The following is a 20,474-nucleotide window of genomic DNA, read 5'->3' as shown; positions in this document are numbered from 1 at the left end:
ACGGCCCCGACACAACCTCGCACACAACCTCGCACACAACCTCCCACACAACCTCCCACACAACGTCCGAGGCAAGGCCCGACATAGGGCCCGAGATCAACCACGCACCATCGGTCATTCAACATCCGCTGTCATAAAGCCGGCCACTTCTCCCCAAAAAACAAAAAGGCTGCACATGCAGCCCTTTTGAAAGGTCAAGCCCGAACAATCAATGCGAGGCCGAATGGCCGTTGGCCACCGGTTCGTCGAGGGCAACCGCTTTGTTCGGCCCCGGCACCGCCTTGCGCGCCAACAGCGAATACATGGTGGGCACCACAAAGATGGCCAGCAATGTGCCCAAGCTCATGCCCCCCACAATCACCCAACCGATTTGCGTGCGGCTTTCAGCCCCTGCGCCAGTGGCCAGCGCCAACGGCACCGCCCCCAGCACCATGGCCCCGGTCGTCATCAAGATCGGGCGCAAGCGCTGGGCAGAAGCCTTGATCAGGGCTTCTTGCATGGCCAAGCCCTGCTCGCGCAACTGGTTGGTGAACTCCACAATCAAAATGCCGTGCTTGGTGATCAAGCCCACCAGCGTGATCAGGCCGATTTGGGAGTACACGTTGAGCGAGCCACCCGTGAACTTGAGCGCCAACAGTGCACCAATCATCGACAGCGGCACCGACAACATGATCACAAACGGGTCGATGAAGCTTTCGAACTGCGCCGCCAACACCAAAAAGATGAAAAACAGCGCCAGCACAAAAACGATCACCAAAGCGCCTTGTGAATTTTTGAATTCACGCGAAGTGCCGTTCAGCTCGGTGGTGTAGCCTGGCTTCAAAACCTTGGCTGCGGTTTCGTCCATGAACTTCAGGGCTTCACCCAGCGAGTAGTCTGGGGCCAAATTGGCTGTGATGGACACCGAGCGGCGCTGACCGAAGTGGTTCAACTCGCGCGGCGACACGCTTTCACGCACCTTCACCAAACTCGACAAAGGAATCATGGTGTCGTTGCGGCCACGCACCTGAATCACGTCAATGTCGTCCGGCGTGTTGCGGGCCGACGGCAGGGTTTGCACGATCACGTCATATTGCTCGGCATCGCGCTTGTAACGCGTCACCACCCGCCCACCCAACATGGTCTCAATGGTTTTAGCAACCACCTCGATGCTCACGCCCAACTCAGCTGCTTTGACGCGGTCCACCTCAACCCGCAACTCGGGTTTGTTCAATCGCAAATCGACATCAGGCGACAAAATACCTGGGTTCTTGGCAACCTCGTCCATCATCTGACGGGTCAGCAAGTTCAAGTTTTGGTAACTGTCAGAGGTTTGAATCACGAAGTTCAAAGGCCGCTCACGGAAACCTTGGCCCAAAGATGGCGGCGTGATCGGAAAAGCATTGACCCCTGGCAAGCTGTTGAACTTGGCCCCCATTTCACGGGCAATCTCCAGCGTCGTGCGCTTGCGCACGTCCCAGTCCACCGCGCGGTAAACCACCGTGCCTTGGCCCACCGTGGGGTTGCCCATATTGGCAAAAATGCGGTCAAACTCCGGGTAGGCTTGGCCGAACTTTTCCAGCGAACGGGCGTAGCGATCGGTGTACTGCAAGGTGGAACCGTCTGGCGCGTTGATGGTGGCCAAAATCGTGCCCCGGTCTTCCAGCGGCGCGAGTTCCTGCTTCATGGTCGGGTAAATCAGGGCAATGCCCACGCCCGAGCTGACCATGACCAACACCACCACCCAGCGGGCGCGGGTCAAAATCAGACGCAGCAGATTTTCATAGCCGCTCGAGAGCGCCGTGAGCCATCGCTCCATATTCCGGTCAAACCAGCTGGGATTGGGGTTGTGGCGCAGCAATTTGGAGCTGAGCATAGGGGCCAAGGTCAATGCCACAAAGCCCGAGACAATCACAGCCCCGGCCAGCGCCAGCGCAAACTCGCCAAACAGCTTGCCGGTGCGCCCAGGCGTGAAAGCCAAGGGCGCAAACACTGCCGCTAACGTCAGGGTCATGGCCACGACCGCAAAGCTGATTTCACGCACCCCTTTGATGGCCGCAGAAAATGGATCTAGCCCCTCTTCAATGTGCCGGAAAATGTTCTCCAGCACCACGATGGCATCGTCCACCACCAGGCCAATGGCCAGCACCAGCGCCAGCAAAGTCAGTGTGTTGATCGTGAAACCGGCCAAGGCCATCATGGCGAAAGCGCCAATCAAGCTGACCGGGATGGTGATGATCGGGATGATCGACGCGCGAAGGGTGCGTAAGAAAACAAAAATCACCAAAGCCACCAAAACCACCGCTTCCACAATGGTCTGGAACACGTTCTTGACCGAGCGGTCAATGAACACCGAGTTGTCGTTGGCCACATCGATCGACATGTCACCAGGCAAGTCGGCCTTCAAACGCGGAATCATCTCGCGCACGCCCTTTGACAATTCCAGCGGGTTGGCGGTTGCCTGTCGGATCACGCCGGCAGAAATGGCCGGTTGACCGTTCAGCCGCACCACACTCCGGTCGTTGGCTGCGTCTTCCTTGATCTGAGCGACATCACGCAGCTTGACCGGAAAACCATTGACGCTGCGGATCACGATGTCGCCAAACTGCCCAGGACGTGCCAGGTCAGTTTGCGACGACACACTGAACTCGCGGTTGCTGGACTCGATTCGGCCAGCAGGCAACTCCAGGTTGCTGCGCCGAATGGCATCTTCGACATCTTGCGGCGTCAGTTTGAAAGACGACAGCCGGGCATGGTCCAGCGACACCAGCATCGCGTATTTGCGCTCACCGAAAATGCGCACATCGGCCACGCCGGTGACGGTTTGCAAACGGGGTTTGACGATGCGGTTGACCAGATCGTTGATTTGCAAAGCATTCAGCGTGTCGCTCGAAAAAGCCAGCCAGATCACCGGAAACGCATCGGCCTCGACTTTGGCAATCACCGGCTCTTCGATGGCTTGCGGCAAACGGTTACGCACACGAGAGGTACGGTCACGCACTTCAGCCGCCGCCGTGTCGGCGTCTTTTTCGAGGCGAAAGCGCACCGTGATCTGCGACTGCTCGGCACGGCTGATGGAGGTGATGACGTCCACCGCGTCAATGCCCGCAATCGAATCTTCCAGCGGCTTGGTCACCTGAGACTCGATCACCTCGGCCGAAGCGCCCACATAGCGGGTGGTCACGGTGACCGTGGGTTCGTCGATTTTGGGGTATTCGCGCAGTGACAGACTTTTGAAGCTGACCGCACCAATGAGCAAAATCAACAAGGACATCACGACGGCCAGAACAGGCCGCCGGATAGAAGTTTCAGCGAGCTGCATCGCCACCCCTCAGGCAAGGGTTGGGACCTGTCAAGGCCACGTTTTTGGCCGCCGCTCCAGGCTTGGCCATTGCAGCGGGTGCAGCGGGTGCAGTTGCTGCGGGGCTCTTGAGGCCTTGAGGCGCAGCACCGGCCGGGGCCGAGCCACCTGGCGCAGCAGAAGCGCCTACAGCAGGGGCACCTGCCTGGGCAGGACCACCGGCAGGCTTGCCAGCACCGGGCTGAGACAGATCAACCACGCGAACCGTTGTGCCGTCTTTTTGCAAGCGCTGGTGGCCTGCGGTGACCACAGTGTCACCCGCAGCCAGACCTTCCAAAATTTCGACCTTACCCGGTTGACGCAAACCAACTTTGACGGGCACGCGCTCGGAAACCAGAGTGTCGGGCTTTTCGCCCGCCACCACTTTGACCACAAAAGTGCGTCCCCCCTGAGGGATGATCGCTTCTTCAGGAATCACCATCGCGTTTTCACGCGAGCCAAATACCGCGTTCACACGGGCAAACATGCCCGGACGCAGTTGTTGCTGGCGGTTGTCAATACAACCACGCACCCCCACCGAGCGGCCATTGGCCTCGATCAAGGGGTCCACCGCCTGCACGACGGCGCTGAAAGGGCGGCCGGGCAAGGCGTCAACGGTCAGCTGTGCTTTTTGTCCGGCGCGAATCTTGGCCTGAAAGCGCTCTGGCAAACGGAAATCGAGCAAGACCGCATCCATGTCCTCGACGTTGACCATGTCCGTACCGTCTTTCAGGTAGTCGCCCACGTTGACCTGCTTGAGGCCGGTGATGCCATCAAATGGGGCCAGCACCTTCAAACGCTGCAAAGTAGCATCGGCCAGCGCCAGCTTGGCGCGCGCAACCTCGAGTGCCGCGCCACTTTCGTCGAGCGAACGCTTGCTGATGAAGTTTTGCGTCACCAATTCCTGGTTGCGCTTGTGATTGGCTTCGGCAATCGACAGCTCAGCCTTGGCCTGTGACAACTGTGCTTGCTGGAGCTGGTCTTCAAACTGCACCATCACCTGCCCTTTGCGCACGCGTTGGCCGTCAGCGAAGAAAATTTGCTTGACGCGCCCACCCACCTCCGGACGCAACATCACACCCTGGCGAGACCGCAAGCTGCCCACGGCCTGGGTTTCGTCCACCAAGGTCATGGTGTCCACCTTGGCCACCTCGACAGCGGTGGGTTTGGCAGGCCCGGCACCAGGAGCCGCCGAAACGGCAGGCTTTGCCGCATCGCCCGACGGTGCCGATTTGTTTTGAGCCCACCAAGCCACACCCGATGCAGCACAAACACCCAACAACGCCATCACGGCGTATTTCTTCTTGTAAGCCATTCAAAGATCTCTTTTAGGTTGAATTCACCAAGACTGACAGAATGTAACAGCGCTTCTCAATTTACCCAATGGGGCATTTTGCGGAAATAGTGGTTTTTTGGAGAGCTGAAAGACCTCGTCCAACAAGACCGGTGTCTCCGAATTTCGGCCTGTCAGCGGCCCAGCGCTTTGTCCACGCCCTGGTTGGCCAGCGCATCGGCCCGTTCGTTGCCGGGATCGCCGTTGTGGCCCTTGACCCAGCGCCAGTCAATCTGGTGTCCCGAAGTGGACACGACGGCGTCCAATTTTTGCCACAGATCGGCATTTTTGACAGCTTGCTTGGCCGCTGTGCGCCAGCCACGGGCTTTCCAGCCGTGAATCCACTCGGTAATGCCTTTGCGCACGTATTCGCTGTCCAGATACAAGGTCACCTGACAGGGCCGCTTGAGGGCCATCAGGCCCTCGATGACCGCGGTCATCTCCATCCGGTTATTGGTGGTGTTCAGCTCGCCGCCAAACAACTCTTGGACATGCTGGCCGGACTGCAGACGAACGCCCCAGCCTCCGGGGCCCGGATTGCCTTTGCAGGCGCCATCTGTGTGGATTTCAACGTGGTTCAACGGTGTCTTTCGGGGCCGGCTGACGGCCCATGGTGGTGTCGGTGCATGCGACAGGTGCAGTCGCCGCAGCGGGCGATCGTACCGTGCGCCAGCGACGCGCATCGATCAGGCGGCCGCCGGGTACTTTTTTGGTCGCCATCAGCAGGTAGGCGCCCCCAAAAATCGGCCACCAACGCGCACCGACGGTCTCCATCCAACCCAGACGCTGCATCCATGTTTCACGGTGCAAGGCGGGAGTCCACCCCCCAAAACGGCTGACCTGAACCTCAAAGCCCAATAAACGCAACCAGTCCCGCAAGCGCCGATAAGCGATCAAGGGCTGCACCGGCTCACCTGTCTGGCCACGCTGGCCGGCACGCGATTGCTGCCAGCCCCACAAACTGAAAGGATTTAAGCCGGTGATCAACACCTGCCCCTCGGGAATCAGCACACGCTCCACTTCGCGCAAACAGGCATGGGGGTCGGCCGAACGCTCCAGGGTATGGGGCAAAACCACCAAGTCGAGGCTGTCGGCCGGCCAAGGCCAAGCCCGACTGTCGACCCAGACATCCGACTCACCCGTGGGCCACGGGCCCGTGCTGGGCACAGCCAGATCATGGCGCGTGTCGGGCCATTCAAACTCGGCCTGCGCTTGCCAGCGGTGGGGCATTCGGTTGCTGCGCAAAGCCCGCAAATCGGGCCAACCCAGTTGCACCGCATGGTAGCCAAAGACATCGGCCAACAACTCATCGGCCTGTTGCTGCTCCCATGACAGCAAGCGTGACGCCACCGGCTGACCTAAATGGGCCAACCACGTGTCACGTGAATACTTGCTTTCTATAATCGGACTCTCCATGAAACTCATTGCACTGCCCGCATTCTCTGACAACTACATCTGGTTGTTGCACAACGAACACCACGCTCTGGTGGTCGACCCCGGTGACAGTGCGCCTGTCATGGCCTGGTTGCAGCAGCATCCGGGCGTGCAACTGGACACGATTTTAGTCACGCACCACCATGCCGACCACACTGGCGGCATCGCCGACTTGGTAGCGCAAACGCAAGCCACCGTTTGGGGTCCGGCCACCGAAGTATTGCCCACAGCGGCCACGGGCTTGCGGCAAGATGACCTTGTTCATTGGCATGGCCTGACGCTGAATGTGCACGATGTGCCTGGCCACACCGCAGGCCATATTGCTTTCTGGGCTCAACCTGCCGGGCAAGCCCCTCTTCTCTTTTGTGGCGACACCCTGTTTTCGGGTGGATGCGGTCGGCTGTTTGAAGGCACGCCCGCACAAATGCTCGATTCACTCGACCGTTTGGCGGCACTGCCGGGCAACACCCGTGTCTGCTGTGCCCACGAATACACGCTGTCGAATTTGAAATTCGCCTTGGCGGTTGACCCGGACAACAGCAGCCTGCGCACCTACGCCCAGGCCTGCGCAGTTCTACGCCAACAAAATAAAGCCACCTTGCCCGTTCCCTTGTCAACTGAACTGGCCATCAACCCCTTTTTGCGAAGTCGCAGCCACGCTGTCTCGACCGCCGTCAGGCAACGCGACGCCAGTGCACTGGATGAAGTGACGACCTTTGCCGCACTGCGCTCATGGAAAAACCAATTTTGATGAACTCTTTGATCCCGCCGAGCACCACTGGCCTTGTTTTCTCACAAGCGGCCAGGCGTCACTGGGCCACGGCCCTGTTTTTGGGCCTGACCCTGTTGTTGGGCGCTTGCGCCACTGCGCCTCCGTCGACAACCGAGTTGACCCCATCGCCAGCGACGGCACCATTACCCGAAAATAAGGACACGCCAGTCGACGCCGAACAAGCGGTGATCAACCCACAAGAACCCGTGCTGCCCCTCAAACCCCGCAGCAACTTGGGGTTGACCCCGCCGACCGATGTGTGGGAACGCATTCGCCGTGGCTTTGCCATGCCCGATCTGGACAGCGACCTGGTGCGCAACCGTGAACAGTGGTATTCGGGTCGCCCTGACTACATGCTGCGCATGACCGAGCGCTCACGCCCTTACCTGTTCCATGTGGTTGAAGAACTGGAGCGCCGCAACATGCCGACCGAGCTGGCCTTGTTGCCCTTCATCGAGTCCGCGTTCAACCCCCAAGCCGTGTCCAGCGCCAAAGCCGCCGGCATGTGGCAGTTCATGCCCGCAACAGGCAAATTTTTTGACCTGAAGCAAAACCTGTTTCGCGACGACCGCCGTGATGTGCTCGAGTCCACTCGCGCGGCACTCGATTACCTGCAAAAACTCTATGGCATGTTCGGCGATTGGCACTTGGCATTGGCCGCCTACAACTGGGGCGAAGGCAGCGTGAGTCGCGCACTGGCACGCAACAAAGCCCAGGGCAAGCCGCTGACCTACAGCGACTTGAACATGCCGAATGAAACCCGTTATTACGTGCCCAAACTGCAAGCGGTCAAAAACATCGTGGCGCAACCTGAGGCCTTCAACACGCAGCTGCCGCTGATCCAAAATCACCCGTATTTCAAAAGCGTTCCGATTGAGCGTGACATCGATGTGGCGATCGCCGTGAAACTGGCCGCTGTCAGTCTGGAGGATTTCAAGGCACTCAACCCGTCGATGAATCGCCCCGTGATCCTGGCTGCTGGCACACCTCAAATTTTGCTGCCTTGGGACAACGCCAAAATTTTTGAGCGCAACCTGCAAGCCCACGCCAACCGACCATTAGCGACTTGGACAGCATGGCAAGCCCCCAGAACCATGAAGCTCGAAGATATCGCGCAACAACTGGACATGCCCATCGACCAACTGCGCGCGGTCAACGGCATACCACCGCGCATGATGATCACTTCGGGCTCCACCTTGCTGGTGCACCGAAAAGGACGCCTGGACAACGATGTGAGCGAGCACTTGGCAGACAACGGTCAACTGGGGCTTGCACCCGAAGTGGTACTCAAAAGGATTGCGGTGAAAGCCCGAAAGGGCGACACCTTGGCCAGTCTGGCGGCTCGGTACGGCGTCTCTGAGACGAACATGATCGCTTGGAACAGCCTCAAAGCCAATGCGCGCGTAGCCACTGGTCAAAGCCTGACCGTTCTGGTGCCCTCCCAAGGCTCACGTCGGGTGAGCCGTTCAACACCCAACAAGCCTGCCACCAAAGCACCCGCGCCAAAGCACAAACAGGCCAACAAGGCCAACAAGCCCAAAAACCAACGCTGAACAAGCCGCCGCTTGCGGGCCTAACAGCCCTCAAGCGGCGAACCGGCTTTTAGATTTGACGGCAAACGCATTGGTGTAAGTGGGTGCTACAGACAAGCGCACCCCATTCAAACGGCCGGGCAAACGGGAATGGGCTCGCCAGGCAGTGCGCACGGCATCGCCGTCGATCAGACCATCCAGCGCGTACGACTCACGCAACTTCTCAAACGCACCCAGGTAAACCGCCCGGTCTCCGAACCAGTGCGGTGCGGGGACCGTCTTCAGAATGTCGGTCAAACCGGCCGTTTGCAGCCACTTCAAGGCATGCACCACGGCATCGCTCAAAGCCTGCGCCACATCGGACTGACGCTGCAAAAAATCAGCCCTTGCAAACAAGCAGGCCCCTGGGACCGGACCACCCATCAATTTGCGGGTAGACATCAGGGTGCGCGTTTCGCCCATCACACGGATTTCGTTTTTCTGCTCTAGCCCATACATGACCGGATCGGGGTTGCATAACGCATCGATCGCGCCCGTGCGCAGCGCATCGACAACCCCGGCAGAGGAGCCGACCTCGACAAAAACCACGTCTTCGGGCAGCAATCCATTTTGCAAAAGCCACTGACAGGTCATCCAGTGGGTGCTGGAATCCAACGAAGTAATCCCCACACGGGCCCCCTTCAGCGCCATCACCGAACGAAACTCGAAACGGGGCGCCACGCCAAAACTGAGCTGCGGGGTTCGTCCCATCTGAACAAACGCTTGGTAACTCAAGCCTTTGTGCTGCAAGCCAAACAAATGCTCAAACGCGCCTGCCACCACATCAGCCTGCCCTTGCAATGCACTGGCCAAAGCCTTGGCACCCGATTCTTGGGGCAACCATGTGACCGCGATGCCCGCTTGCCTGAAATAACCCAAGTGCTCTGCAAGGGTCAGTGGCAAGTGATACAGGCTTTGCCTGGCCGCCAAGGCGATGGTGACACGCTGCGCGCCCCGCAAAGGATCCACCGCGGCCCAAGCTGCCGACGGCCCTGCCAAGGCGGCCACCGCCGACAGCAAAAAAGAACGTCGCCGCCACACGAGGTCAGACACAACCGGGCTCCAAAAAACCATCGAAAATTCGATGACTTGAGCATAAGGACAAGGCCGTAATCACGCATCAGGATTGATCCCGAGCGGGTTTTCACGTAATGGATTTCAACTAGGGGCACACCTCGTTCAAGAGGATGTTGCTGTCCAAAGAGCACCCCCAAGCCGTGGCGGCGCACCCATCTGTGAGGAGCTTCAGCGCCGGTCGACCAAGGCATGGGCAATGGTGCCCAAATCCACATATTCCAGCTCGCTGCCTGCGGGCACGCCACGCGCCAGTCGGGTTACTTTCAAGCCTTGCTGGCGGATCATCTCCGAGATCACATGGGCCGTGGCCTCACCCTCGGCCGTGAAGTTGGTGGCCAAAATCACCTCGGCCAGCACCCCATCGGCCACACGCTGCTTGAGCTTGGCCAGACCAATGTCGTGCGGGCCAATGCCATCCAAAGGGCTGAGTTTGCCCATGAGGACAAAATACAAACCCCGATACGTGCCAGTGCGCTCAATGGCCGATTGGTCTGCGGGGGTTTCGATCACGCACAACAGCGTGCGGTCGCGCGTCATGTCCAAGCAGGTGTCACACAACTCGGCTTCTGTGAAGGTGTGGCAACAGGCGCAGTGCCGAATTTTCTCGACGGCATTGCCCAAAGCAGCGGCCAACTGCCGTGCCGTGGCCCGGTCGTTTTGCAACAACTGAAAAGCCATGCGCTGGGCCGACTTGATGCCCACCCCCGGCAAGCCCTTGAGGGCCTGGACCAAAGTGGCAAGCGCGTGGGTATCGGCCATATCGAGCAGTCAGTCGATCAGAAAGGCAACTTCATGCCGGGCGGCAAACCGGCGGTCAGCTTGCCCATTTTTTGTTGTGAGACTTCTTCAGCCATGCGCACAGCGTCGTTGAAAGCCGCTGCCACCAGGTCTTCCAGCATGTCTTTGTCATCGGCCAGCAGACTGGGGTCGATGGTCACGCGACGCACGCTGTGCTTGCAGGTCATCAGCACCTTGACCATGCCCGAGCCAGATTGGCCTTCCACCTCGACAAAAGCCAGTTCGTCCTGGGCTTTTTTCAGGTTGTCCTGCATGGCTTGGGCTTGTTTCATCAAGCCGGCGAGTTGTCCTTTGTTGAACATGGGGTTTCCTTTAGAGGGGATATGAAAAGTGTTGCGGGAAAATCAAATCAGCTGGATGCTGCCGGGCACAATGCGGGCGCCAAAGTCGCGCACCATGGCCTGCACCAGCGGGTCGCTCTGGATCAGTTCCTGGGCGGCCACCATTTTGGCGGCGGCCAGCACTGCCAGACGCTTGGCCGGGCTGTCAGCAACAGGACCGATTTCAATGTGCAATTTGACATCACCATGCCCTGCGGCCAGCAAAGCGGCTTGCAAACGCTCCCGGCTTGCCGCATGGTTCAGCGTCTCACGCTCTACGCGCAAGTGCCATTGGTCCGCATCGCGGGCCAGCAACTGAGACTGCAAAGCCAACTCGCGCACCAAGGCAGTAATGGCCTCTTGCGCCATCAGGCCTTGCACCGCTTCAAGCCAGACACTGCCTTCAGGGGTTATTTCCACCGCGGTAGGCGTGGTTTGACGAGGGATGTCTACCCGAGCCGAAGGCTCAGAAGCCTCTCGCACTGGCAAAGACCGCAACGCTGGCGCAGAAACCTCTGTGTGTCCGGATGCCGCTGCGTGTGAGCCTTGATCGGCGTAGTCGGTTGTGTCGGGCCAGTCCTCCCAAGGCGGTGGTTCAGCCACGGGATGGCGTTCGGGCATCTGGGCGGCTGCCGCCATGGACATGTCCATGCGGTCTGGCTTTGCGGCTGGAGACAGGCCAACCGCCTCTGGCTGCTTTGCCGCTATGGCTGGCAAAACGACAGCGGCCGCTGCGGTAGCAGTTACAAGAGGGGCACTTACAAGGATGGCAGCAGCAGTTGCAGTGACCGTGGTCGGCTCTGAAGGTAGCGCTGGCGTTCGCGAAGATGTTTCAGTTACTGACTGGGTGTTGATTCGCGGGCTTTTTTTTTCAGCCAATCCCGCTGGGGGTTTGAAAGCCAGCAAGCGAAGCAACACCATGGTCAGCGCCGCGTATTCGTCCGGGGCCAAGCCCAACTCGGTGCGTCCGTGCAGGCACAGGCTGTAAAGCAGCTGGGTTTCTTCGGCTGGCATGGCTTGGGCCAGTTCTGCCAAACCTTGGGTATCGGGATCATCGCCGTCTTGCGCCATGCTGGGCACCATCTGCATGACCGCCATGCGTTGCAGCAGCATCGCCATGTCTTCCAGGGTGGCGGCAGCCGACACACCTTGCAAGCGAAGGGCATTGACCTGGCCCACCACGGCAGCCCCGTCGCCATCGGTCAGCGCACGGATCATGTGCAGCACATGGCTGCGGTCCACGCTGCCCAGCATTTGCCGCACACCGGCTTCTTGCACCAAGCCATTGCCGAAGGCAATCGCCTGATCGGTCAGGCTCAAAGCATCGCGCATGGAGCCACGGGCGGCGCGGGCCAACAGGCGCAAAGCCAAAGGCTCGGCAGGCAACTGCTCTGCGGCCAGCACCTGCGTCAGGTGTTCAAACACGGTCTCAGGGGCCATCGGGCGCAAATTGAATTGCAAACACCGCGACAACACCGTCACAGGCACTTTTTGCGGGTCGGTTGTGGCCAATACAAACTTCAAATACTCAGGCGGCTCTTCCAGCGTCTTCAACATCGCATTGAACGCGGTGTTGGTCAGCATGTGGACCTCGTCGATCATGAAGACCTTGAAGCGCCCTTGCACGGGTTTGTAAACCGCCTGCTCGAGCAGGCTCTGCACCTCATCCACGCCTCGGTTAGAGGCTGCGTCCAGCTCGGTGTAATCCACAAAACGTCCGGCATCGATATCACGGCAAGCCTGGCACACGCCACACGGCTCGGCAGTGATGCCGCCCTGCCCGTCCACACCCTGGCAGTTGAGAGACTTGGCCAAAATGCGCGACACAGTGGTCTTGCCCACCCCCCGAGTTCCCGTAAACAGGTAGGCATGGTGCAGGCGCTGCTGCACCAAAGCATTGGTCAGGGCCTGAACCACGTGCTCTTGCCCCACCATTTCGGTGAAATTGCGAGGGCGGTATTTGCGCGCGAGAACAAGGTATGACATGGGCCTGATTCTATCGGGCTGAAGATGCACTATTTGGGGCTTGTTTTGGCAAGTCGCTGGAATTGGTCAAGCCTGCAGCTTGGCCTTGAGGAAAACAGGAAAAATCAGCCAAGGGCTGAAAAGCACCAGCAAGCTCGCCTACAATTCATGTTGACGGGCCTTCCCGCATGGTGAAGCGGCCAACCGGGTCAGGTGGGGAACCAAGCAGCCCTAACTGTGGAGCCAGTGCCGGGGTCAAGGCTCGTCAACTTACATTTATTGGGGCAATTTCAAGGACTTTCAGCGCGAAAAGTCTTGCAAATAAACACTTTCAGCTGTGACCTCAGCAAAAAATCAAAGCCAACATCGCCGCATCGTCTGCCACATTGAGCATGACGTACCCGGCAAAACGACAGCTGATCAGGTAAATACGTTCAGTCCAAAAGCTCGGTTCCATACTGACTATTGTCACAAAATCCTGCTGTCCGCCGATACAGCCAACACCACCGATTCAACAGTGGGTCAGCAAAGACTCAGGCCATTCGACGGCGTAGCGCTGGAAAAGGCAAAGATTTGACTTTGGCGGCGGTCACCAGTTGAGGGGCAGTTGGGGCAGCGCGCAACAACTCAGAAACCAAGTGATCGGCGTTTTTGTGAGCGCCGTTTCGGTTTGTCTCAAAGGCCAAACGCGTCTGATTCGCCATTTGAGCCACAAAATTTTGGGGGTAATCGCGAACATTGAAACCACGCAATGCCATCACTTTCATGAAAGCGTTGGCGGCCTCTTCAACGGCACGCTGGTATTCCTGGGAAGCTTCTGGCGTCATGTCGACCTCGTTTAGGATGATGTTACTCACAGAACAACAACGCAGCACATGAGCTCTTGGAATACACCATTTGTGTTGAATTGTTACAAATTCGTCAAAATACCCAAACCTGCGCGGTAGCCGCTCGCCAAACAAGCGGTCAACAAATAGCCGCCCGTCGGGGCTTCCCAGTCCAGCATCTCGCCAGCGCAGTACACACCAGGTCTTTGGGCCAACATCAACTCAGGTGTCAATCCTGCCAAATCGACCCCACCCGCCGTGCTGATGGCTTCATCCACCGGTCTTGCGCTTTTAAGAGGGACAGGCAAGCCTTTCAAGCTGAGCGCCAAAGCCTCCGGGTTGGCGATGGTTTCAGGCGAACAAAGCTCATACAAAAGCCCCAGCTTCACCCCATCAATGCCCAAGCGGCTTTTGAGATGGCTAGACAAACTGCGGCTACCGCGTGGCCAGAGCACCTCTGAACGGACCTGATCCAGCGATTTGTCGGGCAACAAATCCAACACCAATTGCGCAGACCCTTTGGCCAGGTCATCGCGCAACCACGCCGATGCAGCGTAAATCAAGCTGCCTTCCACACCGGTATCGGTGACGACAAACTCACCTTTGCGCTCAAATCGGGCTTCGCCCTCAGACTGACCCTGCGGGCCCACAGTGGCCTCAACCCTGAGTGCGACCGACTTGAGCGGGTGGCCCGCATAGCGGCTGCGAAAGTGTTCAGTCCAACCCTGGCCCTCCCGGCCCAAAACATCAAACCCGCAATTAGCAGGCTTCAGTGGGGTGATGGGCACATGTTGTTCGGCCAGCAGCGGCACCCAGGCGCCATCGGAACCCAGGCGCGGCCAACTGGCCCCCCCCAAGGCCAGCAAGGTCGCGCGGGCATGAACACGCGTCACGCCTACTTGGCCTGTGGGCTGAAAAACCAGATGTTCTCCTACCCAGCCTTGCCAGCGGTGGCGCATGTGAAATTGCACTGGCACACCTGAGGCCGGATGCCGCAAACGATGCAACCAAGCCCTAAGCAAAGGCGCTGCCTTCATTTCCTCAGGAAAAACACGACCAGAAGTGCCCACGAAAGTGTCCACCCCCAGGCCCTTGGCCCAATCACGAACGGCTTGAGCATCCATCTGGTCAAGCCATTGGCCCGCCTGGATTTGCTGATCGCCATAACGGGTGCGAAACAACGCCGGCGCCTCGGCATGGGTGAGGTTCAAGCCCCCCTTGCCGGCCAACAAAAATTTACGTCCAACAGACGGCATGGCGTCGAACAGATGAACAGAAACGCCCGACTGCGACAACACCTCTGCGGCCATCAACCCGGCGGGGCCACCGCCCACAATGGCCACCTGGGCCTCGAGAACAGGAAAATCGGACGAAGCGGAGGAAGCAGCAGCAGAGGAAGTCATGAATTTATGTGTTGGCAACGCCTGCGCGACAGGCGAGCGCTTTGGGATTCTGTCAAAATAGCCGCAACTTTAGCCGCATCTTCAATGTTCACAAGGAAAAGGCCATGGCCAGCGATCTGATCAAACACATTACCGACGCCACTTTCGAAGCCGACGTTCTCCAGTCGAGCCAACCCGTGGTGGTCGACTTCTGGGCTGAATGGTGCGGCCCTTGCAAAATGATTGCCCCCATACTGGACGAAGTGGCTGGCACCTACGAAGGCAAGCTGCAGATCACCAAGATGAACGTGGACGACAACCGCGACATTCCCGCCAAGTTCGGTATTCGCGGCATCCCGACCCTGATGATCTTCAAGGATGGTCAGTTGGCCGCCACCAAAGTAGGTGCGATGAGCAAGTCACAACTGACCGCTTTCATCGACCAGCAATTGGCTTGATATCGGCTTTGGCCTGAGCTGCTCAGACCACCCCCAAAAACCGGGCATTCATGACCCGGTTTTTTGTTTTCTGGCCCACTTCAAAACCTGTCATAATTTCCGCAAGGCAACCCGAACAGGGACCAGCGCCTTGATTGCCGGAAGCACCAGCCCCCAACCCCGGGCGGCAACCGGTTCTGAACATTTCCACCCGCTTATCTGAAAACGGTCCCCGACGGACCGATTCGCCACAGGCCAAATCCATGCATTTGAATGAACTCAAGGCACTTCATGTGTCCGAACTCCTGAAGCAAGCCGACGCGCTCGAGATCGAGAACACCGGCCGCATGCGCAAACAGGAGCTGATGTTTGCCATCATCAAAAAACGTGCCAAAGCGGGCGAACAGGTCTTTGCAGATGGCGTGCTGGAAATTCTGCCCGACGGTTTCGGCTTTTTGCGCAGCCCCGATTCCAGCTACACGGCCAGCACCGACGACATCTACATCAGTCCCAGCCAGGTGCGCCGCTTCAATCTGCACACCGGCGACATGATCGAAGGCGAAGTGCGCATTCCCAAAGATGGCGAGCGCTACTTCGCCCTGACCAAGCTGGACAAGGTCAACGACGACCTGCCCGAGAACAACAAACACAAAGTCATGTTCGAAAACTTGACGCCCCTGTTCCCCAAAGAACAGATGCGTCTGGAGCGCGACATCAAAGGTGAAGAAAACATCACCAGCCGCGTGATCGACATCATTGCCCCCATCGGCCGCGGCCAACGTGCCCTGATCGTGGCGCAGCCCAAGTCGGGCAAGACGGTGATGATGCAGCAGATCGCGCACGCCATCACTGCCAACTACCCTGATGTGCACTTGATGGTCTTGCTGGTCGACGAGCGCCCAGAAGAAGTGACCGAGATGCAGCGCAGCGTGCGCGGCGAAGTGATCTCGTCCACCTTTGACGAACCCGCTTCACGCCACGTGCATGTGGCCGAAATGGTGATCGAGCGTGCCAAGCGCTTGGTCGAGCTGAAAAAAGACGTGGTTATTTTGCTCGACTCGATCACCCGCCTGGCCCGCGCTTACAACAATGTGGTGCCCTCGTCGGGCAAAGTGCTGTCTGGCGGCGTGGACGCCAATGCTTTGCAACGCCCCAAGCGCTTCTTTGGCGCGGCCCGAAATGTGGAAGAAGGCGGCAGCCTGACCATCATTGCCACCGCCTTGGTCGACACCGGCAGCCGCATGGACGAAGTGATCTTCGAAGAATTCAAGGGCACGGGCAACTGCGAAATCCACCTCGAGCGCCGTTTGTATGAAAAACGCGTGTTCCCGGCGATCAACCTCAACCGCAGTGGCACACGCCGTGAAGAACTGTTGTTGCAGCCCGAAGTGCTGCAAAAAACCCGCATCTTGCGTCAATTCATGTACAACATGGACGAAATCGAAGCCATGGAAATGGTCTTGAAGAGCATGAAAGCGACCAAGAACAACTCTGAGTTCTTTGACATGATGCGGCGCGGCGGTTGATGCCCTATAATCGACAGGTTTTGCGGAAAGTGCACTCAGATAGGCTGAAGTGTGGCTACCGTAGCGAAAATAAAAGGATTTCCCCATGAAAGACGGCATTCACCCTAACTACCGTGAAATTTGCTTCCAGGACATGTCCAATGGTTTCAAGTTCGTGACTCGCTCATGCGCTAACACCAAAGAGATGATCAAAATGGAAGACGGTCGCGAGTTGCCTTTGTACAAGCTGGATACGACCAGCGAGTCGCACCCCTTCTACACCGGCACACAAAAGTCGGTCGACAACATGGGTGGCCGCGTGGAGAAATTCCGCAACCGCTTCGGCAAGACCACCACCATCGCCAAGTAATTCATTCTTGGTGTACCCCCAAGGGCAGCCCGGGCAACCGGCCTGCCCTTTTTGTATGGTGGAAGTATGGTGGAAGTAGGGTGGCAAAAAGGGTGCGAAGGCCGTGGCAGGCCAAAGCCTCCGACGCACGCCTTGCAAAGTCAATTCCATGACTGTCCCTGACCTGATATCTTTGATCCTGTGAACTTCCCTACCCCAGCCATCGTGGCACAAAGTGCCGTACGCAGACTGCCGCGTGTGGCCTTGCTGTTGTTGTGCGCCGCCTATGTGTTGCCCGGCTTTTGGGGTCGATCGCTTTGGAAAGCGCAAGACATTGAAGCCTTCGGCTTCATGCTGCAATTGGCGCAACCTGCGGCAAGCGAAGCCATCAGCTGGCTCAAACCCACACTGCTGGGCAGCACCGACAGCAACCTGGCCTTGTTGCCTTATTGGTTGGGTGCAGCCTTCATTCGACTGGCACCTGCAGGCTTCGAAGACCTCTTTGCCCGATTGCCATTCATCGGCATGCTGATCACCACACTGACGGCCACTTGGTACGCGGTGTATGCACTGACGCGCCACCCCGCAGCACAGCCGGTGGCCTTTGCGTTTGGCGGTGAGGCCAAACCAGCGGACTACGCCCGAGCCATGGCCGATGGGGGTTTGCTGGCGCTGTTGGCTTGCCTGGGCTTGGCCCGGCTTGCACACGAAACCACGCCCGCGCTCAGTCAGCTGTGCTTTGGGGCTTTGTTGTTTTTTGGACTGGCGACTTGGGCCCGTCACCGCATTCAAAGTGCCGCAGCAGTGGCCATCGGCATGCTGGGCATGACCTTGTCTGGCGCGCCGACTTTGGCGCTGTGGCTGGGCATCGGTGGCTCGGTCATTTGCGCCAGTGCTCAAGCAGATCCAGCACAACGCCGTTTGAGCATGCTCGACTTGGGCCTGATGGCCCTCATTGGCCTGTTGTGCATCACCACCGCTGGGGCACTGGATTTGTGGCGTTGGCGCGTTGTGCCACACACCATGGTCGACGTGCACATTCTGGCCAAGTTGATCGCCTGGTTCACTTGGCCTGCCTGGCCTTTGGCCCTGTGGGCTTTGTGGCGCTGGCGCGGTCAGTTGTCTCAGGGCTGGCGCTTTCCGCACTTAGGTTTGCCACTGTGGTTTGTGCTGGTGACGGTGGGCGCCACTTGGTTCACGGGCCTGTCGGATCGGGCGCTGCTGACATCGCTGCCCGCCATTGCCGCCTTGGCCGCCTTGGCGCTGCCCACCCTCAAACGCAGTTTGGGTGCCCTGATTGACTGGTTCACTTTGCTGTTTTTCAGTGTCTGCGCACTCACCATTTGGGTGGTTTGGGTGGCCATGCAAACGGGCACCCCGGCCAGACCGGCGGCCAATGTGGCACGGCTTGCGCCCGAATTTGTACCGTCGTTTTCAGTTGGTGCTTTTGCAGTTGCACTGACGGCCACGCTGGCATGGGCCGCACTTGTGAAGTGGCGCACGGGCTACCACCGTGCTGCCATCTGGAAGAGCCTGGTGCTGCCCGCAGGTGGCGCCGTGCTGTGTTGGCTGTTGCTGACCACTTTGTGGCTGCCCTTGCTCGACTACGCCCGCAGCTACGCGCCCTTGGTCCAAAAAATCACGCGCACCACAGGCCCCACCACGTGCCTCCAATACGCAGGCATCTCCAAAGCGCAAGGCGCGGCGTTGATGTACCACGCCCAAGCTCGGCTTGTTCCCATGCAAACACCGCAGCCTGACTGCGCCTGGCTGGTCATCGACAACGCCAACCGATCTTTGCTGTCGGCCAAAATCAAGTCCTTGGGTTGGGAGGAAGTTGCGGCCATCAAGCGGCCTACCGACAAAGTTGAAACCCTGGTCATTTTTCGGCCAGCCACAACGCCCAGCCCCCCTTCAGACCCGTCCGTGCGCTGAGCCATGTCCGAGCTGCGCACCATCGCCCGCCATGCAGGCACCGTGTTGGTGGGGCAACTGGCCGTGATGTCATTTGGCATCGCCGACACCTTGATCGCGGGCCGCTACAGCCCTCAGGCCTTGGCTGTTTTGTCCTTGGCCTCGTCCATTTACATCAGCATTTATGTGGCTTTGAACGGGCTGCTGCAAGCTTTGCTGCCTGTTTGGGCTGAGCTGCATGGCGGTGGCCGCCAAGCCGAGGTAGGACGTTCGGTACGGCAAGCACTCTACATTGCGGCAGGGGCTGCCGTGATCGGCATCAGCGGCTTGTGGTTTCCAGACCTTTGGCTGTCGGCCACTGAGGTGCCTGAGGCGCTGTGGCCCGATGTGCGGGCTTATTTGCGCATCCTGGCGCTGGCTTTGGTGCCATCGCTGCTGTTTCGCATGTACAGCACCCTCAACCAAAGTCTGGGGCACCCGCGTTTGGTGACCTGGTTGCAAGCCGGCGCCTTGCTGGTCAAGGTGCCGCTGTCGTTTGTATTGACTTTTGGGATTGCCGGTCTGGCTGGCATGGGGGTTGTGGGCTGTGCTTGGGCGACGCTGTCGGTCAACACGCTCATGTTGCTGGCAGGCCTGTGGCTGTTGCGCACGCAAGATATTTACAAACCTTACCGATTGTGGAGGCGCCCCGAACAACCAGACTGGCCCATGATCCGGCGCTTTTTAGCAATGGGTGTGCCTGCCGGTTTGTCCATCATGGTGGAGGTGACTTCGTTCACCTTGATGGCCTTGTTCATCGCTCGTTTGGGCGCTGTGGCCTTGGCCAGCCACCAAATTGCCGCCAGCCTGGCCGCAGTGCTCTACATGGTGCCACTGGCCTTAGGCATAGCCAGCAGCGCACGCACAGGCTATTGGCTCGGGGCGGGGCAGACACACAAAGCCCGCCGCGCGGCAGGCACAGGGATTGGTCTGGCCATTGGCGCGGCATTGTTAGGGGCTGCCCTCTTGTTCATGGGCCGCGAAGCATTGGCCAACGCATTCAGCAACGATCCCAGCGTGGTGCAAGCGGCCACAGTCTGGCTGGCTTGGGTCGCGCTTTATCACTTGGCCGATGCCGTGCAAGCGGTGTGCGCCTCCCTTCTGCGTTGTTACCGGATCACCGTTATGCCGCTGGTGGTCTATACCGCACTGCTGTGGGGCGTGGGCTTGTATGGCGGCTATCGCTTGGCCTATCAAGGCGTCGATTGGGCGGGCTGGCCTCGGCGTGCCAGCGTGGACACATTCTGGGTCACCAGCACGGCGGCGCTGGCTTTGGTGTCAGTGCTTTTTGCGGCCATGGTCTGGCATGCCTCTCGCCCCGCGCCAACCCGAACAGCCTCTAACTGAACTACGGGCATGACCCTCAGAAGTTGACAAGCCGGAGTCCATTCGCCCCCCAAGATGCGTTAAGGTGGAGGGTCAATTCACTTCG

At 58.8% G+C, this 20,474-nt stretch carries 17 protein-coding genes and 1 other RNA gene; 8 read left to right on the top strand and 10 right to left on the bottom strand.

Annotation, left to right across the window (positions count from 1 at the left end; all coding sequences use genetic code 11):
- Nucleotides 1–208: 208 nt before the first annotated feature.
- The 4 genes from BN3544_RS10560 to BN3544_RS10545 all read right to left on the bottom strand — a co-directional run bounded on the left by BN3544_RS10560 (nt 209) and on the right by BN3544_RS10545 (nt 6,068).
- On the bottom strand, nt 209–3,301 hold the full coding sequence (locus tag BN3544_RS10560; protein ID WP_019429355.1) for an efflux RND transporter permease subunit: 3,093 nt from the start codon (nt 3,299–3,301) through the stop codon (nt 209–211).
- Nucleotides 3,288–4,634: an efflux RND transporter periplasmic adaptor subunit gene (locus BN3544_RS10555; RefSeq protein WP_019429354.1), complete on the bottom strand. Its 1,347-nt coding sequence runs from the start codon at nt 4,632–4,634 to the stop codon at nt 3,288–3,290. Before BN3544_RS10555 ends, BN3544_RS10560 begins: the two co-directional genes overlap by 14 nt.
- A 152-nt stretch (nt 4,635–4,786) precedes the next feature.
- The gene (rnhA, locus tag BN3544_RS10550) at nt 4,787–5,233 is read right to left on the bottom strand and encodes a ribonuclease HI (protein ID WP_019429353.1); all 447 of its coding nucleotides are present in this window, start codon (nt 5,231–5,233) and stop codon (nt 4,787–4,789) included.
- The gene (locus BN3544_RS10545) at nt 5,220–6,068 is read right to left on the bottom strand and encodes a class I SAM-dependent methyltransferase (RefSeq protein ID WP_081499354.1); all 849 of its coding nucleotides are present in this window, start codon (nt 6,066–6,068) and stop codon (nt 5,220–5,222) included. The genes rnhA and BN3544_RS10545 overlap by 14 nt, the downstream gene beginning before the upstream one ends.
- On the opposite strand from BN3544_RS10545, the gene gloB reads away from it, so the two are divergent.
- Nucleotides 6,067–6,837 carry a hydroxyacylglutathione hydrolase gene (gene gloB, locus BN3544_RS10540; RefSeq protein WP_019429351.1) on the top strand — a complete coding sequence of 257 codons (771 nt, stop codon included), beginning with the start codon at nt 6,067–6,069 and terminating at the stop codon, nt 6,835–6,837. The two genes, BN3544_RS10545 and gloB, sit on opposite strands and share 2 nt — an antisense overlap.
- Nucleotides 6,837–8,411, top strand: a complete 1,575-nt coding sequence (locus BN3544_RS10535; RefSeq protein ID WP_019429350.1) for a transglycosylase SLT domain-containing protein — start codon at nt 6,837–6,839, stop codon at nt 8,409–8,411. The genes gloB and BN3544_RS10535 overlap by 1 nt, the downstream gene beginning before the upstream one ends.
- A 30-nt stretch (nt 8,412–8,441) precedes the next feature.
- Here the strand turns inward: BN3544_RS10535 and BN3544_RS10530 are convergent, their stop codons facing one another.
- The 4 genes from BN3544_RS10530 to dnaX form a co-directional block, all read right to left on the bottom strand.
- The gene (locus tag BN3544_RS10530; protein WP_036074872.1) at nt 8,442–9,482 is read right to left on the bottom strand and encodes an ABC transporter substrate-binding protein; all 1,041 of its coding nucleotides are present in this window, start codon (nt 9,480–9,482) and stop codon (nt 8,442–8,444) included.
- Nucleotides 9,483–9,674: 192 nt separating this feature from the next.
- Nucleotides 9,675–10,265 (bottom strand): recombination mediator RecR, encoded by a 591-nt coding sequence (gene recR, locus BN3544_RS10525; protein WP_019429348.1) that lies wholly within the window; start codon nt 10,263–10,265, stop codon nt 9,675–9,677.
- Between the two features lie 17 nt (nt 10,266–10,282).
- The gene (locus BN3544_RS10520) at nt 10,283–10,606 is read right to left on the bottom strand and encodes a YbaB/EbfC family nucleoid-associated protein (protein ID WP_019429347.1); all 324 of its coding nucleotides are present in this window, start codon (nt 10,604–10,606) and stop codon (nt 10,283–10,285) included.
- A gap of 42 nt (nt 10,607–10,648) precedes the next feature.
- Complete coding sequence (gene dnaX, locus BN3544_RS10515; RefSeq protein ID WP_019429346.1) at nt 10,649–12,610, bottom strand: DNA polymerase III subunit gamma/tau; 1,962 nt, start codon at nt 12,608–12,610, stop codon at nt 10,649–10,651.
- 152 nt (nt 12,611–12,762) lie between these two features.
- Here dnaX and ffs point away from each other — a divergent pair.
- Nucleotides 12,763–12,859, top strand: an RNA gene (ffs, locus tag BN3544_RS10510) — signal recognition particle sRNA small type.
- 263 nt (nt 12,860–13,122) lie between these two features.
- On the opposite strand, the gene BN3544_RS10505 is transcribed toward ffs, so the two are convergent.
- Complete coding sequence (locus BN3544_RS10505; RefSeq protein WP_019429344.1) at nt 13,123–13,416, bottom strand: hypothetical protein; 294 nt, start codon at nt 13,414–13,416, stop codon at nt 13,123–13,125.
- 83 nt (nt 13,417–13,499) lie between these two features.
- Nucleotides 13,500–14,819 carry a BaiN/RdsA family NAD(P)/FAD-dependent oxidoreductase gene (locus tag BN3544_RS10500; RefSeq protein WP_026036537.1) on the bottom strand — a complete coding sequence of 440 codons (1,320 nt, stop codon included), beginning with the start codon at nt 14,817–14,819 and terminating at the stop codon, nt 13,500–13,502.
- A gap of 104 nt (nt 14,820–14,923) precedes the next feature.
- Between BN3544_RS10500 and trxA the strand changes: the two genes are divergently transcribed.
- The 5 genes from trxA to BN3544_RS10475 all read left to right on the top strand — a co-directional run bounded on the left by trxA (nt 14,924) and on the right by BN3544_RS10475 (nt 20,389).
- A complete protein-coding gene (trxA, locus tag BN3544_RS10495; RefSeq protein ID WP_019429342.1) occupies nt 14,924–15,256 on the top strand; it encodes a thioredoxin TrxA in 333 nt (110 codons plus the stop codon).
- Nucleotides 15,257–15,498: 242 nt separating this feature from the next.
- Complete coding sequence (rho, locus tag BN3544_RS10490) at nt 15,499–16,761, top strand: transcription termination factor Rho (RefSeq protein ID WP_019429340.1); 1,263 nt, start codon at nt 15,499–15,501, stop codon at nt 16,759–16,761.
- A gap of 85 nt (nt 16,762–16,846) precedes the next feature.
- Nucleotides 16,847–17,110, top strand: coding sequence for a type B 50S ribosomal protein L31 (locus BN3544_RS10485; protein ID WP_019429339.1), 264 nt, complete (start codon nt 16,847–16,849; stop codon nt 17,108–17,110).
- Nucleotides 17,111–17,290: 180 nt separating this feature from the next.
- On the top strand, nt 17,291–19,024 hold the full coding sequence (locus tag BN3544_RS10480) for a hypothetical protein (protein WP_026036536.1): 1,734 nt from the start codon (nt 17,291–17,293) through the stop codon (nt 19,022–19,024).
- A gap of 3 nt (nt 19,025–19,027) precedes the next feature.
- Nucleotides 19,028–20,389 (top strand): MATE family efflux transporter, encoded by a 1,362-nt coding sequence (locus tag BN3544_RS10475; protein ID WP_019429337.1) that lies wholly within the window; start codon nt 19,028–19,030, stop codon nt 20,387–20,389.
- Nucleotides 20,390–20,474: the final 85 nt, after the last annotated feature.

The organism is Limnohabitans sp. Rim47 (assembly GCF_001517545.1).
Taxonomy (GTDB): domain Bacteria; phylum Pseudomonadota; class Gammaproteobacteria; order Burkholderiales; family Burkholderiaceae_C; genus Limnohabitans_A.
This window is presented reverse-complemented; position numbering and strand designations above follow the sequence as displayed.

Bases quoted from the DNA above. Each gene is read 5' to 3' on its own strand.
- BN3544_RS10560 (WP_019429355.1), bottom strand. From the start codon at position 3,301: ATGCAGCTCGCTGAAACTTCTATCCGGCGGCCTGTTCTGGCCGTCGTG.
- BN3544_RS10555 (WP_019429354.1), bottom strand. From the start codon at position 4,634: ATGGCTTACAAGAAGAAATACGCCGTGATGGCGTTGTTGGGTGTTTGT.
- gloB (WP_019429351.1), top strand. From the start codon at position 6,067: ATGAAACTCATTGCACTGCCCGCATTCTCTGACAACTACATCTGGTTG.
- BN3544_RS10545 (WP_081499354.1), bottom strand. From the start codon at position 6,068: ATGGAGAGTCCGATTATAGAAAGCAAGTATTCACGTGACACGTGGTTG.
- BN3544_RS10535 (WP_019429350.1), top strand. From the start codon at position 6,837: ATGAACTCTTTGATCCCGCCGAGCACCACTGGCCTTGTTTTCTCACAA.
- recR (WP_019429348.1), bottom strand. From the start codon at position 10,265: ATGGCCGATACCCACGCGCTTGCCACTTTGGTCCAGGCCCTCAAGGGC.
- BN3544_RS10520 (WP_019429347.1), bottom strand. From the start codon at position 10,606: ATGTTCAACAAAGGACAACTCGCCGGCTTGATGAAACAAGCCCAAGCC.
- dnaX (WP_019429346.1), bottom strand. From the start codon at position 12,610: ATGTCATACCTTGTTCTCGCGCGCAAATACCGCCCTCGCAATTTCACC.
- BN3544_RS10505 (WP_019429344.1), bottom strand. From the start codon at position 13,416: ATGACGCCAGAAGCTTCCCAGGAATACCAGCGTGCCGTTGAAGAGGCC.
- BN3544_RS10500 (WP_026036537.1), bottom strand. From the start codon at position 14,819: ATGACTTCCTCTGCTGCTGCTTCCTCCGCTTCGTCCGATTTTCCTGTT.
- trxA (WP_019429342.1), top strand. From the start codon at position 14,924: ATGGCCAGCGATCTGATCAAACACATTACCGACGCCACTTTCGAAGCC.
- rho (WP_019429340.1), top strand. From the start codon at position 15,499: ATGCATTTGAATGAACTCAAGGCACTTCATGTGTCCGAACTCCTGAAG.
- BN3544_RS10485 (WP_019429339.1), top strand. From the start codon at position 16,847: ATGAAAGACGGCATTCACCCTAACTACCGTGAAATTTGCTTCCAGGAC.
- BN3544_RS10475 (WP_019429337.1), top strand. From the start codon at position 19,028: ATGTCCGAGCTGCGCACCATCGCCCGCCATGCAGGCACCGTGTTGGTG.